The sequence below is a fragment of the Bradyrhizobium commune genome, from assembly GCF_015624505.1.
In the GTDB taxonomy this organism is placed as follows: Bacteria; Pseudomonadota; Alphaproteobacteria; order Rhizobiales; family Xanthobacteraceae; genus Bradyrhizobium; species Bradyrhizobium commune.
In genome coordinates this window covers 7,086,354-7,099,521 of the sequence record NZ_CP061379.1, presented here as the reverse complement: position 1 = coordinate 7,099,521, position 13,168 = coordinate 7,086,354, and the positions used below count along the sequence as shown (strand labels likewise).

Sequence of the window (13,168 nt, the reverse complement as noted above, 5' to 3'; positions counted from 1 at the left end):
AGATATTCCTCTACCTGAAGATGATAGCGCTCCAGCGAAAGAATGCAAATTCCGCGCCGAAGGTAACCTTACCCAACCGAGCCACGGCAATGGGTCATCCTATCACCGTTTAGCCACACTTGGCGATTTTCCAATTCTCCCCGGCTGCATTCCGTCGCGGGAGATGTCATAAATCATCGGTCCCGACGATCTGGCGGGTCCAAGAAGAAGTTGCGCTGAACGCTCCATTTTTTCTTTCCGAGTCAACGAGGGCGTCGGCTTTGTCGTTTCCACCCCTGTCATCGGCGGTTCCGGTCGAAGCGCTCATTGGCTGGATGTTGCTGCTCACCTTCAAGCACATCATCGCCGATTTCGTCCTGCAGACGGCCTGGATGGCGCAAGGCAAGGACCAGAAGCACGGCTGGGCATTGCCGCTTCTGGTGCATTGCCTGATTCACTTTGCGGTTGTGCTGCCGCTGATCCTGATCGTTGCGCCACGATTTTGGTTTGTGGCCGTGATCGACTTCGTCATCCACATCACGATCGACAGGGCCAAGGGGCTGGTCTCGGCCAATTTCGGCGTCAACCAGGAGCACCCCTGGTTCTGGACCCTGATCGGTGTCGATCAGGCGCTGCATCATCTGACCGGCTTCGGCCTCTCCATCTTCATGGCGGCGAACTGACTGCCGGTTACCCATCGCCGGCGACTGATTCGCGGCACGCGCGCAAGACCCCCGGGTGACTACCGCCTGGGGTGGTTAACCTTTCATTAGAGAATTACGCGGCATCTTCCCGATACGAGGGAGAACTGCAATGTTTTCAAGCCGTGACGCTTTTGAAAGCGATTTCTGCCCGGTTCGGGACGAGCTCCTTGGCGAGATGTATCGCGCCAATGAAGGCGGCCTGCCAAGGCTGGTTGAGAGTGTTTCCCCTGACGTCCGCGCCAAGCTGGCGCTGTTCTGCTATCGCCGCAGCCATCTGCACTCGCTGGCGGTTGCGATTGCAGGCAGCTGTAGCGAACGCGACCTGTTCGAAAATGGTGGCCGCGTCGGCTCGACGCTGTACGCGCTGTCGCGCGAGGGCGCGGCCAAATCGTCGCCAGCGCTGTCGGGTGGCCGCAAGCCGATCACGCTGTCGACCAAGCCTCTGTCGGTGCTTGCGCCGCTGGAGGACGAGCTCGACGATGAGATCGGCGAAGCCGTCCCGGCCTAAATCGGCGCGATCACAGGCAGCCCGAACTTCCGCCGTGCCATCGCGCATTCGGCGTCGCCCGGCATGCAGGTGCGGCACACCTCCGGCCGCACCGCATAGATGCCGCACGCAGTCGCCTTTCCGATCTCTCCCTGCAGAGCCGAACAGCGATCGCCCTCGCAGCGCATGCCGGACTGCCGTTCGTTGATGAGCGCCTCCGGGATCACCGCAAGCTCATCATCGCTCTCGATCGAGAACCGCGGCCAGTTTTGCGAATAGCCGCAGCAGGCGCCGCAGCTCTGGCAGCAGCTCGACAGGTCAATCTCATTCATCGCTGTCACGTGTCCTTATCAGGTATCCTTGGGCGGGCCCCAGACCAGGCTCTGCCGCCATTTCGCGCGTAACACGTCGCGCCGCTCCGGATATCTTTCGTCGAGATAGGTCGCTTCCACCACACGATCGGTGCGGAAGCTGCGGAAGTCACTGCGCAGCTCGCACCAGGCCGCGAGCAATCGCACCGCTTCGAGATAGCCGATCGAGATCGGCCAGATCATCCGTTCGCTGGGCCGGCCCTGCTCGTCTCGATAACGCAGCATGATCTTCTTACCCTCATGGATCTGGGTACGCGTGCGTGCCATGTCGAGGCGATCCGGCTCCCTGTTCCAGCTCGGCCGCGCCCGGCTCGCTGGCTCCAGCACGAAGGGCCGCAGCCGCTCCGGCACCGTGTCGGCGATCTTGGCCATCAAGTCCTCGGCCGCGCGTGCCAGCGCGGAGTCGGCATGGCCCGCGACCCATTGTGCGCCGAGCACCGCCGCTTCGATCTCGTCCGGTGTCAGCATCAAAGGCGGCAGGTCAAAACCCTTTTCCAGGATGTAGCCCATGCCGGCTTCGCCGCGGATCGGCACGCGCTGCCCCATCAGCGTTGCGATGTCGCGATAGATGGTGCGCTTCGAGGTCTCGAGCTCGGCCGCGATCGCGTCCGCCGTCAGCGGCTTACGCGTGCGTCTCAGCACCTGGATGATCTGAAACAGCCGGTCGGCGCGTCTCATGTCGAATCTCTCATCGGGGGCGGGTCAGAAAACGGCGCGCGGATGCTGACAGGATGTTGGCAGCAGGGGCGTTCTATACCGGGACAACACATCGACTGAAGAGGATTTGTCCATGATCATTCCAACCCATTTCGGCCCGGCCGCGTCGCCGTGGCGGACACAGCTGTGGTCCAGCTGGGCGTTCGGCCGCCTCGTTTCGCTCGATCTCATGGCCGTCGACCTCCGTTTTGCACTCGCAAGCGTGGTGGCTCGCTCGTTGGTCCAGGTTGCGGACGCGTTGGTCCGCCACGTCATGGCCCGCGCCTGGCGAGGGGCCCGCTTCGCAGAAGATATCACGGCTGCTGCCACCATGGTGGCAGCAGCCGGCAGGTAGGTTCCGTCTACTCTTTCGGTCGTTCAGGAGAGCTTTCATGATCACGCTTTACGGCTTCGGCACCGGCTTCGGCCTGCCGGAAATCAGCCCCTTCGTCACCAAGACGGAGGTGCAGCTCAAGATGGCGGGGCTGCCCTATCGGAAGGAGCGTGCGATGCCGCCGGCCTCCCCGAAGGGGCAGTTGCCCTTCATCGACGATGGCGGCGAAGCGGTGGCCGATTCCACCTTCATCCGTGCCCATATCGAGCGCCGCTACGGCTTTGATTTCGACGCCGGGCTGTCATTGCACGAGCGCGCGCAGGCCTGGGCGTTCGAACGCATGATCGAGCATCACGTCTACTGGTCGCTGGTCGGCGCGCGCTGGGTCGATCCGGTCAACTTCGCCAAGGGCCCTTCGCATTTCTTCGACGGCGCGCCCGAGCACACCCGCGAGAAGCTGCGCGAGGACGCGCAATTCCGTGTCGCTGAAAATTACCTGCTGTCAGGTCTCGGGCGCCATGGGCCCGATGACGATATCGATCTCGCGGTGCGCTCGCTGTTCGCGCTCTCGGTGCAGCTCGGTGACAAATCCTATCTGATGGGCAACAAGCCCTGTGGCGTCGATGCGACTGCGTTCGGCGCGCTTGCCGGCATTCTGACGCCGTTCTTCGAATCCCGCCTGCGCGAGCGTGCGGAAGGATTTCCGAACCTCACCGCCTATGTCGACCGGATGATGGACACGTATTATCCGGAATTCGCCTGGACGCCGCTGCGGCAGGCCGCGTAGCTTTCAGCGCGTCCGCACGCTCGGCGCACCTCTCCCGCTTGCGGGAGAGCTCGGCGCGGAGCGCCGGGTGAGGGCTTCCTCCTCTGGGGGGACTTTGTCAGTAGGCCTCGGCAGACAATCCCAATGCGGAGACACCCTCACCCCGACTCTCTCCCGCAAGCGGGAGAGGGGGCATGGCAAGTCCTGCAGCTCACGCTCGAACGCAAAAACAAAAGAGCCGGCCCATCGGACCGGCTCTCGTCGTATCGTGACTGTCGGGAGCTTACTTCGCCAGCGTGTATTTGCCGTTCTTCACCGTGAGCAGGATGCGCGAGCGGTCGTCGAGGCCGTAGCGATCCTTTTCGGTGAAGTTGTAGACGCCCTGGCTCGCAGCGATTTCCCGCTCCGTCAGCAGCGCCTGGCGGATCGCTTCGCGGAATTCCGGCGTGCCGGGCTTAGCCGTCTTCAGCGCCACCGGGATGACGCGCTTCAGAATCTCGAAGGCGTCGTAGGAGTGACCGGCGAACTGGCTACGGCTGTTCGGGCCGTACTTGGCCTCATAGGCGGTGTTGAGCGCGAGGCCCGGCTTCTTGGTCGCGGCCTCGTCCGGCTGGTCCTCCGGGTCCATCACCGGGCCCGACGCCATCAGCACTCCTTCTGCTGCCTTGCCGGCGATGCGGATGAAATCCATGCTGGCGGCGCCATGGGTCTGGTAGATCAGGCCCTGATAGCCGCGCTCGCGCAGCTCGGTTTGCGGCAACGCGGCTGCGGTGCCGGAGGCGCCGATCAGGATCGCGTCGGGATTGGCGGCGACGAGCTTCAGCACCTGTCCGGTCACCGACGTGTCGGGCCGCGCAAAGCGCTCCTCGTCCGCCAGGGTCATGCCCATCGCCACGCCCTGGGCCTTGAAGTCGTTGAACCAGAGGTCGCCGTAGGAGTCGGAATAGCCGATATAGCCGACCGTCTTCACGTTATGCGCCTTCATGTGCTCGTAGAGCACCTTGCCCATGATCGGGATCGGCTGCGGCATTGCCACCGACCACTTCATGCGCTCGGGCGTGATGGGGAACGGCGCGAGGCCAAAATGCGGGATGCCGACTTCGTTGGCGACGTTGGAGACCGCGATCGTCGGCGGCGTCAGCGCCGAGCCCATGATGATGTCGGCCTTGGATTCGGTGACGAAGCGGCGGGCGTTGGTGGTCGCCGTGGTGGGATCGCCGCCGTCGTCGAGCACGATCACCTTCAGCGGCACGCCACCGATTTCCTTCGGCACGAATTCCAGCGCGTTGCGCTCGGGAATGCCGAGCGCGGCACCCGGGCCGGTCGTGGTGGTGGTGATGCCGATGGTGATTTCGGCGTTCTGGGCCAGCGCGGGCAGGGCCGGTAGGGCCAGCGTAGCCGCCGCGATCGCGGCGGTCAGGTAAAAGCGTTTCATTGATTCCTCCCTTGACGTGTTTCTTTGAAAGCAGAAATTGGACGGGAATTCAGCCCCGTCTTTTGGCGATGCGGCGATTTAGCTCCAGATCAAGCTCCGGTGAATTTCGCTACCATTTCCTGAGGAAACGGTGCCGATCTCAGCTTGTCGGGGTTAACGGGGTCGCGCGCGACCAGCACGCGGGTCTCATAACCCTCGATTGCCAGCGCCTCGCCCTTGTAGACGTTATGCTTCACCTCGAAGCTCGAGCGCTTGATGCTCTCGATCCTGGTTTCGATGGTGATCCAGTCGCCATAGGTCGAGGGGATGTAGAATTCGGCCCGCGTGTCGACCATGGGGATGCCCACCAGGCCGTACTTGCGGACCAGATCCTGCTTGGAGAAGCCGGCGACCTCGAACAGGGTCGACGTCGAATCGTCGAACATCGCGAAATAACGCGGATAGTAGACGATGTTGGCGGGGTCGCAGTCGCCCCACTGAATCTGGACCTCGCGCCGGTTCACGAACATGCGTCGCGCGCCCTTACTTGGGCGCCATGCGCAGCGAGCCGTCGAGGCGCACCACTTCGCCGTTCAGGTACGAATTCTCGACCATGTGCAGCGCAAGCGCGGCGAATTCGTCGGCGTTGCCAAGCCGGCGCGGGAACGGGATCGCGGCGGCGAGCGAGTCCTGGGCTTCTTGCGGCAAGTTGGCGAGCAGCGGCGTGAGGAACAGGCCGGGCGCGATCGTCAGCACGCGGACGCCGAATTGCGCGAGCTCGCGCGCGATCGGCAGCGTCATGCCGACGATGCCACCCTTGGAGGCCGAATAGGCCGACTGGCCGATTTGGCCGTCATAGGCGGCAACGGACGCCGTGTTGATGATGACGCCGCGCTCGCCGGTTGCCTGCGGCTCGAGCTTGGACATCTCGGTCGCGGCGAGGCGAAGCATGTTGAAGGTGCCGATCAGATTGACCTTGATCACCTTGTCGAAATCAGCAAGCGCCATCGGCCCGTCGCGGCCGACGACGCGTTTTGCCACGCCGATCCCGGCGCAATTGACCAGCACGCGAGCCGGGCCATGCGCCTTGGTCGCCTGCGCGATCGCAGCTTCAGCGGAGGCGGCATCGGAGACGTCGCAGGTCACGGCAACGCCCTTGATTTCAGCGGCAACGGTTTCCGCAAGCTTGGCATTGAGGTCGAACACCGCGACCTTGGCGCCCTGCGCCGCCAGCTTTCGCGCGGTTGCCGCGCCGAGTCCCGATGCACCGCCGGTGACGATGGCTGCCTGATCCTTCAACAACATGGCGTTCTCCTTTGGCGATGATTTCTTAGCCGACCGATATCACACGGTCCGATGGATTGGCAGCGTAGAGCTCGTCGATCAGTGCGGTGCGATGCTCCAGCACCGCGCGCTGGTTGATGGAGCCCTTGTCGGTGACCTCGCCCTTGTCGATCGACAGCGGCGCATCCATCAGGATCGCGCGCGTGATCCGCGTCGAGGAGCCGGTCGCGGAGGCGAGGAAGCCGGTCAGGCGCTCGCGGAAGGCGTCACGCACCAGCCGGTCGCGGGCGGTGACGGTGAGATTGTCGGCGGGCAGTGTCGGGTTGACCAGCCGGCAGCCATCGAGATCGAGCAGCACCAGTGCGGAGATCTCGTCGCGATTGATGCCGGCGATGACGACGTCGCGCACCAGCGGCGCGCAGGCGGCGACGAAGCGGGCGCGCAGCGGGCCGACGCTGACCCAGGTGCCGCTCGCGAGCTTGAAGTCTTCAGTAACGCGGCCGTCGAAATCGAAGCCGGCGTTGAAGTCATCGGGATCTGAGGGCTTGAGCGCATCGCCCATCTTGTAAAATCCTTCCTCGTCGAAGGATTTCGCCGTGATCTCGGGCTGGCGCCAGTAGCCGGGCATCACGTTCGGTCCCTTGGCGCGAACTTCGAGCTTGCCATTGTTCGGCACGAGCTTGGCGTCGTTGCCCGAGACGGGAAGGCCGACATGGCCGGAGCGGCTGGTGCGCGGGTTGACCGACATGAAGAACGGCGCGGTCTCGGTGGCGCCGAGGCCGGTCAGCATCGGCACGCGGTAGCCTTTTTCCTTCACCGCAAGCTCGTCGAGGCTGTTCCAGACGAAGGGCGAGAGTGCCGCGCCGGAGAAGAACATCGCGTGCAGCCGATCGAAGAACTTTGCGCGCAGGCCTTGGTCGTCGCGCAAATACGGCAGCAGCGACTCGTAGCCCTTGGGCACATTGAAATAGACCGTCGGCGATATCTCCTGGAGATTGCGCACGGTCTCCTCGATGCCGCCGGGCATCGGCTTGCCGGCGTCGAGATACATCGAGCCGCCATTGTAGAGCGTCAGCCCGATATTGTGGTTGCCGCCAAAGGTGTGATTCCAGGGCAGCCAGTCGATGATCACCGGCGGCTCGTCCTTGAGAAAGGCGAGCGTCTCGCGCAGCATGACCTGGTTGGCGCAGATCATGCGCTGGGTATTGATGACGGCCTTGGGATTGCCGGTCGAGCCCGAGGTCAGCAGGAATTTTGCGATCGTGTCGGGGCCGATCTTGCCGTGCACCGCGTCGAGATCGCTGCGGATTGGCGTGGCCATGAGGTCGGCGAGCAGCGTGACATCGCGGCCCGGTACGCTGCCGTAGGATGCAGCAATCTCGGTGCCGAGCGAGACGTTGGCGGCGAGTGCATCCGCAAACTTGCCGGCGTCCTCGGCGAAGACGAGGCCGGGCGTCAAGAGCTTCATCAGATAAGAGAGCTTGCCGTAATCCTTCGACACCAGCGAATAGGCCGGCGACACCGGGCAGAACGGAATGCCGGCGTAGAATGCGCCGAACGCCAGCAATGCGTGGTCGATCGAATTGCCGGAGAGGATCACGACCGGTCGTTCCGCCGACAGGCCGCGCTGGATCAGCGCGGAGGCGATGTGCCGGCTCGCGGTGAGCAGCTCGGCATAGGTGATCTTGCGCCAACCGCGGCCGCCTTCACGCTCCGCCATGAAGACACGATCCGGCGTCGCCGTCGCCCAATGATGCAGGCGGTCGGTGATGCGGACGGGATAGTCGCCGAGCGGCTGTTTCGGCCGCAGGTAAATCGTGCCGTCGTCGCGACGCTCGATGTCGACGGCGGGATCGCCGAACGAGATCGGCCGCAGCGGAGAAGTGCTCGCGCCGCGCTCTGTGCTGGAAGAGGACGGCTGCGCGCTCATGACTTCGGCTTCACCTTGGCGGTCTTGTGCTCGAGGAATTCGCGGATCCTGCGTTTTGCCTCTTTGTCGCTCTGCGCCACCGTGGCCATCAGCGATTCCATCAGCAGGCCGGTCTGCGGATTGGCCTCCGCGATCATCGGCAGCGCCTGGAGCACGGCGAAATTGGTCAGCGGCGCGTTGGCGGCGATCTTGGTCGCGAGCTCCAGCGCCTTGGCGAGGCCGTTGCCGGCGTCCGTCACATATTGCGCAAAGCCATAGGAGGCGCCTTCGGTGGCGCTATAGACGCGGCCCGTGAGCATCATGTCCATCATCCGCGCCACGCCAATCAGCCTCGGCAGCCGCACCGAGCCGCCGCCGCCGACGAAGATGCCGCGCTGTCCCTCGGGCAGCGCGAAATAGGCTGTGGGCTCAGCGACGCGAATGTGGGCAGAGCAAGCCAGCTCCAGCCCACCGCCGATCACGGCGCCTTTCAGCGCGGCGATGACGGGCACGCGGCTGTACTGGATGCGGTCGAACACCCGGTGCCACATCTGGGAATGCAGCAGGCCGCCGGTGGCGTCGTGATCTTGCAGTTCGGAGAGGTCGAGACCGCTGGAGAAATGGTCGCCGACGCCGTGAATGACGACTGCGCCGATATCCTCGGGCAGGGACGCAAAGCATTCGCCGATTTCGAGGATGATGCCGTCGTTCAGCGCATTGCGCTTGGCCGGGCGGTTCAGACCCACGGTCAGAACCCGGTCCGCCCTCTCGATCCTCAACAGTCCAGAGGCGCCCGCGTCAGCGGTCTCGGCGTTTCCCTGTGTCATTTGCGTCCTTGTCAGAATAGTTATGTTGTATAACGAATTTGGGGGGAGTCAATATGGGCCTCGCTGGCCTTGTCTGGCCGCGGAGCGGGCAGAGTGCGCAGGAACGGCTTACGCCGCTTCCGTGATCATCCTCTTGGCGGCCTGTGCAAGCAGACCCGAACGCGTGTAGCCGTGAGCTTCGGCGTATTTATCGATCTGCTCCAGGACATCACCCGGCAAGGTGACATTGACGCGCACGATTTTTGGCTGGTCGTCCTTCACCGACACCAGAATGGCCACGCCGGAGCGGTTCTCTGGGTTCGACATGATTTCGTCGAGCGACGAAGGTTCTGGAATCGCTTCTCCGTCTTCCTCCATGCCTTCGAGATGAAACGCCAGCGCTTCCTCGGCCATGTCGCGCGCTTCGTCGAGCGTGGTCCCTGCGGTCACGACGCCCGGCAAATCGGGAAACGACACGCCAAAATCGCTGTCGGCATCCTTGCGGATCAGACCGATGTAATGACGCATGGCGCTCACCTCAGCTTCAGGCCGGATTGCCGTTCAATGCTTTTCAGCGTTCCCAGCGGGATGTCCCGCTTTGGATGAGGGACCGTGACGCGGCCCGTTTTGGTCAGGTGCTTGAATTGGACGTGGCTGCCTTTTTGAGCCACTTGGACCCAGCCATCCCTTTGAAGGGCCGAGATAATGTCTCGGCTATTCATGGTGTGTATTTATACACATTTGGCGACCTTGTCAATGAGAGCGTCACATCACCTGGTGCACCTCGATCACCACGCGGTCCGAGTGTCGCGCGGCTGAGCCGATGAAAATGTGCTCCATCAGCCAGCGGTAGCTCTCATGTCCCGTCTCGAATTTCGGCACGGTGCGGAAATAGATCAGCTTCGGGTCGACCGGTTCGCCGCGCTTGAGCTTTTGCAACAGCTCGACCGGGCCGAAGCGCAGGCCCTTGTTCTCGACATAGACGGTCGCGCCGTCATCGGTCTCGAAGGCGTACCTCGCTTCGAGATCAATCAGCTCGTTCGGGCGGATGGTCTGGAAGTCGGCGCCAAACGGCAGCACCTTGCCGGTGATCGCGCCCTTCACCTCGCCGCCGATGATCGGAATGATGCGGCGGACGCCGATGCCGGTCTCGCCGGCGGTGACGACGCCGCCGATGCGAGCGGTGATGGTGAAGACGTACTTGGTTTCGAGGGTGGGGGTGGTCATCGCTTCGCCTCTCAATGCGCCATCATGCGCGTCGGCAGCCAGGTCGCCAACAGCGGGAAGGCGATCAGGATGACAAGGCGCACGAGGTCAGTCGCGACGAACGGGATGACGCCCTTGAAAATGGTGGAGAATGAGACGTCCTTCACCACGCTCTTGATGACAAAGACGTTCATGCCGACCGGCGGATGGATCAGGCCGAGCTCGACCGTCATCACGATGATGACGCCGAACCAGATCGGATCGAAGCCGAGATGCGTGATCACGGGGAAGATGATCGGCACGGTCAGGATGATCATCGCCATCGCATCCATCAGGCAGCCGAGTACCAGATACATCACCATGATCAGCGCCAGGACGCCGTAGGCGCCGAGGCCAAGGCCGGTGAGGAATTCCGTCACCTTCTGCGGGGTCTGCGTCACCGTGAGGAAATAGCCGAAGATCAGTGCGCCGATCAGCACGGTGAACACGGCGGCTGCCGTGCGCGTCGCCTGGAGCAGCGAGGCCAAAATCTTCTCGCGGTCGAGCCGTCCCGTCACCACGCCGATGATGAAGGCGCCAGCGGCGCCGACGCCGCCGGCTTCCGTCGGCGTGAAGCGTGGCAGGTAGGGCAGGCCGTAAAGGCCGCCGATCACGAACACGAACAGCAGCACCGGTGCCCAGATCTCCTTGAGGCCGGCGAAGCGCTCGCGCCACGGCAGCACCTTGCCCTTGGGCAGGAAGTCGGGGCGGAGATAGCCGATCAGAAAGATCGTGATCATGTACATCGTCATCGCCAACAGGCCCGGAATGATGCCGGCGATGAAGAGCTTTCCGATGTCCTGCTCGGTGATGATGCCGTAGACCGCGAGCACGGTGGATGGCGGCAGCATCGCGCCCAGCGTGCCGCCGGCCGCGATCACGCCGGTGGCAAAGGATTGCGGATAGCCGAAGCGGCGCATCTCGGGATAGGCGACCGCGGAGAAGGTCGCGGCGGTCGCCACGGAAGAGCCGCAGATCGCGGCAAAGCCGCCGCAGGCGCCGACGGTCGCGATGCCGAGGCCGCCGCGCAGATGCCCGACAAAGCCGTTGGCGGCGCGGAACAGCTCGCGGCTCATGCCGGAATTGCTGACGAAGGAGCCCATCAGCAAGAACATCGGGATGACGCCGAACGTGTAGTCGGTCACCGTGCGCATCGAGGTCTGGCCGACCAGTTTGAGCGCCGGCGTGGCGCCGACCAGGTAGGAGAAGCCGGTGACGCCGACGAGGCCCATCGCCATGCCGACGGGCACGCGCAGCAGCATCAGCGCGAACAGGGAAACGAAGCCGAGGACGGCAACCGCATCGGTGCTCATGATTACTCCGTCGCCTTCAGCTTGGGGTCGTGCATCTCTTCGGGATGGAAGATCAGCCGGTAGGTGCGGATCGCGATCAGCAGCACGGCGGAGACGTCGCCGATCCAGGCGATCGCGAAGAACGGCCAGGTCGGCATGTGCATGTCGAAGGTCTGGACGTTGTCGTTGTAGGTGCCGCGCACCTTGTCGAACAACGTCCAGGTCTGCACGGTGACGACGAACAGCAGCACCAGCGTCGCGAACACGTCGATCCAGCGCTGATAGCGTGGCCCGACATTGCCCCAGACCAGATCGACCGTGATGTGGGTGCCGCGATAGGAGGTTGCGGCGATGCCCCAGAAAATGAGGATGCCGAGCAGCATGCGGCCGATGTCGAAGGAGTCCGGGATCGCGTAATTCAGCGTGTTGCGCAGCAGCACCGACAGGAAGATGTCGAGCGCGACGATACCGACGAAGGCGGCCGCGATCCATTCGATCGAGTCGATGATGCGGTCCATCCAGGCGCGCTTCATGGGTGGAGGGTCCTCAAGTTTGCAGGACAACGGCGGCGGGAGGATTCCCGCCGCCGCTTCTGTTTCGATGAGAGCTACTCCGCCAGCGCGTTGTACTTCTTCAGCGACGCCTTCAGCTCGCCAAGCGCAACCTCCGGATCGGCGCCGGCCTTCTTGGCGCCGTCGGCCCAGGTCTTGACCAGCGGCTCGGCGGCCTTCTTCCAGGCAGCAGTCTGGTCCGGCGTGAGCTTGTAGACCTCATGGCCCTCTTCCGCCTTCACCTTGTCGACGCCGGCATCCTCGAACTTGCCCCAGTGCTCGCCGACCACGCCCGCCATCTCGGTCGAGCAGTTCTTGTCGATCGCGGCCTTCTGCTTGTCGGACATTGCGTCGTATTTGTCCTTGTTCATGACGAACACGAAGGTCGTGGTGTAGAGCGGTGCCTCCATGTGGTACTTCGTCACCTTGTCGATGCCGAACAGCACCAGCGAGCCCCAGGGGAAGGTGACGCCGTCGGCGACGCCGCGCTCGATGATGTCGCGCACTTCCGGAGCGGACGACTGCACATTGGTGCCGCCGAGCGAGGTGACGAAATTCGCCATGGTGGCGTGCGCGGGACGGATCTTCAGCCCCTTCACGTCCTCCGGCATCACGATCTTCTTGGTGCGGGAGTGGAAGGAGGAGGGCGAGTGGACGAAGGCGAGGCAGTATTTGACGTCCTTCATCTCCTTCGCGGCATATTTGCGATACCAGGCGTCCAGGCCCTCCGAGCCGCCCTTGGCGTCGGAGATCAGGAACGGCAATTCGCCGGCGCCGATGATCGGGAAGCGGCCGGGCTGGTAGCCGGGATTGACATAGGTGACGTCGGCGATGCCGTCGCGCGCCATGTCGTAATGGTCGAACGCCTTGCCGAGCTGTTGGGCCGGGAACACCTTGCCCGTGATGGTGCCGCCGGAATCCCTGTTCACCGCGGCCACCCAGTCTTCCAAAGATTTCTGTAGCGGGTGCGACGCCGGCACCCAGTGCGAGACCTTCAGGTCGAAGGTCTTGTCCTGCGCGAACGCAGGCGTCACGCTTGCTGCCAGCAGCAAAGCCAGACAGGCTTTCCTCATCACGTGTCTCTCCCTCTTTGCGACGGCGGGCTTCGATGGCCCGGTCTCGTTAGTTAACATGTTATCTAATTGGCCGGCGGGTTCAAGCCGGAACTGGCGCGCACCTTGTCGCGTCATCTACGTCAGCCATGTTGCATGGATTTGTCGCAATGCGGCGATGAGCACTCCCCTTTTGCCCAACCGTTATGTGATATAATTATCGTGCGCGAGCGATCGCGACAAGCGAGCCGCGACACAAGCCTACAGGATCGGGAGGA

At 63.4% G+C, this 13,168-nt stretch carries 17 protein-coding genes; 4 read left to right on the top strand and 13 right to left on the bottom strand.

The window, feature by feature from the left end; genetic code table 11:
- Nucleotides 1–314 precede the first annotated feature (314 nt).
- Nucleotides 315–662 (top strand): DUF3307 domain-containing protein, encoded by a 348-nt coding sequence (locus tag IC761_RS33355; protein WP_246791599.1) that lies wholly within the window; start codon nt 315–317, stop codon nt 660–662.
- 130 nt (nt 663–792) lie between these two features.
- Nucleotides 793–1,191 carry a hypothetical protein gene (locus IC761_RS33350; protein ID WP_195800854.1) on the top strand — a complete coding sequence of 133 codons (399 nt, stop codon included), beginning with the start codon at nt 793–795 and terminating at the stop codon, nt 1,189–1,191.
- Here IC761_RS33350 and IC761_RS33345 read toward each other — a convergent pair.
- The gene (locus IC761_RS33345) at nt 1,188–1,502 is read right to left on the bottom strand and encodes a YkgJ family cysteine cluster protein (RefSeq protein ID WP_195800853.1); all 315 of its coding nucleotides are present in this window, start codon (nt 1,500–1,502) and stop codon (nt 1,188–1,190) included. The genes IC761_RS33350 and IC761_RS33345 overlap by 4 nt on opposite strands.
- A gap of 18 nt (nt 1,503–1,520) precedes the next feature.
- On the bottom strand, nt 1,521–2,219 hold the full coding sequence (locus IC761_RS33340; RefSeq protein ID WP_195800852.1) for a helix-turn-helix transcriptional regulator: 699 nt from the start codon (nt 2,217–2,219) through the stop codon (nt 1,521–1,523).
- Nucleotides 2,220–2,331: 112 nt separating this feature from the next.
- Here IC761_RS33340 and IC761_RS33335 point away from each other — a divergent pair, with 112 nt between their 5' ends.
- Together IC761_RS33335 and IC761_RS33330 are read left to right on the top strand one after the other, a co-directional pair.
- Entirely contained in the window at nt 2,332–2,592 is a 261-nt protein-coding gene (locus IC761_RS33335) for a hypothetical protein (RefSeq protein ID WP_195800851.1), read from the top strand.
- Between the two features lie 37 nt (nt 2,593–2,629).
- Nucleotides 2,630–3,358: a glutathione S-transferase family protein gene (locus IC761_RS33330; RefSeq protein WP_195800850.1), complete on the top strand. Its 729-nt coding sequence runs from the start codon at nt 2,630–2,632 to the stop codon at nt 3,356–3,358.
- Nucleotides 3,359–3,620: 262 nt separating this feature from the next.
- On the opposite strand, the gene IC761_RS33325 is transcribed toward IC761_RS33330, so the two are convergent.
- The 11 genes from IC761_RS33325 to IC761_RS33275 form a co-directional block, all read right to left on the bottom strand.
- Nucleotides 3,621–4,772 (bottom strand): ABC transporter substrate-binding protein, encoded by a 1,152-nt coding sequence (locus IC761_RS33325; protein ID WP_195800849.1) that lies wholly within the window; start codon nt 4,770–4,772, stop codon nt 3,621–3,623.
- Between the two features lie 89 nt (nt 4,773–4,861).
- Nucleotides 4,862–5,281, bottom strand: a complete 420-nt coding sequence (locus IC761_RS33320) for an acyl-CoA thioesterase (RefSeq protein WP_195800848.1) — start codon at nt 5,279–5,281, stop codon at nt 4,862–4,864.
- 13 nt (nt 5,282–5,294) lie between these two features.
- Nucleotides 5,295–6,056: an SDR family NAD(P)-dependent oxidoreductase gene (locus IC761_RS33315; RefSeq protein WP_025575316.1), complete on the bottom strand. Its 762-nt coding sequence runs from the start codon at nt 6,054–6,056 to the stop codon at nt 5,295–5,297.
- A gap of 25 nt (nt 6,057–6,081) precedes the next feature.
- Entirely contained in the window at nt 6,082–7,965 is a 1,884-nt protein-coding gene (locus IC761_RS33310; protein ID WP_195800847.1) for a feruloyl-CoA synthase, read from the bottom strand.
- A complete protein-coding gene (locus tag IC761_RS33305; RefSeq protein WP_195800846.1) occupies nt 7,962–8,771 on the bottom strand; it encodes a crotonase/enoyl-CoA hydratase family protein in 810 nt (269 codons plus the stop codon). The genes IC761_RS33310 and IC761_RS33305 overlap by 4 nt, the downstream gene beginning before the upstream one ends.
- Before the next feature lie 108 nt (nt 8,772–8,879).
- Entirely contained in the window at nt 8,880–9,278 is a 399-nt protein-coding gene (locus IC761_RS33300; RefSeq protein ID WP_195800845.1) for a type II toxin-antitoxin system HicB family antitoxin, read from the bottom strand.
- A 5-nt stretch (nt 9,279–9,283) separates the two neighbouring features.
- The gene (locus IC761_RS33295) at nt 9,284–9,472 is read right to left on the bottom strand and encodes a type II toxin-antitoxin system HicA family toxin (protein WP_195800844.1); all 189 of its coding nucleotides are present in this window, start codon (nt 9,470–9,472) and stop codon (nt 9,284–9,286) included.
- Nucleotides 9,473–9,515: 43 nt separating this feature from the next.
- Nucleotides 9,516–9,977: a DUF3237 domain-containing protein gene (locus IC761_RS33290; RefSeq protein WP_195800843.1), complete on the bottom strand. Its 462-nt coding sequence runs from the start codon at nt 9,975–9,977 to the stop codon at nt 9,516–9,518.
- A gap of 11 nt (nt 9,978–9,988) precedes the next feature.
- On the bottom strand, nt 9,989–11,308 hold the full coding sequence (locus IC761_RS33285) for a TRAP transporter large permease (protein ID WP_195800842.1): 1,320 nt from the start codon (nt 11,306–11,308) through the stop codon (nt 9,989–9,991).
- A gap of 2 nt (nt 11,309–11,310) precedes the next feature.
- Entirely contained in the window at nt 11,311–11,820 is a 510-nt protein-coding gene (locus tag IC761_RS33280; RefSeq protein ID WP_195800841.1) for a TRAP transporter small permease, read from the bottom strand.
- A 74-nt stretch (nt 11,821–11,894) separates the two neighbouring features.
- Nucleotides 11,895–12,911, bottom strand: coding sequence for a TRAP transporter substrate-binding protein (locus IC761_RS33275; RefSeq protein ID WP_195800840.1), 1,017 nt, complete (start codon nt 12,909–12,911; stop codon nt 11,895–11,897).
- Between the last annotated feature and the right edge of the window lie 257 nt (nt 12,912–13,168).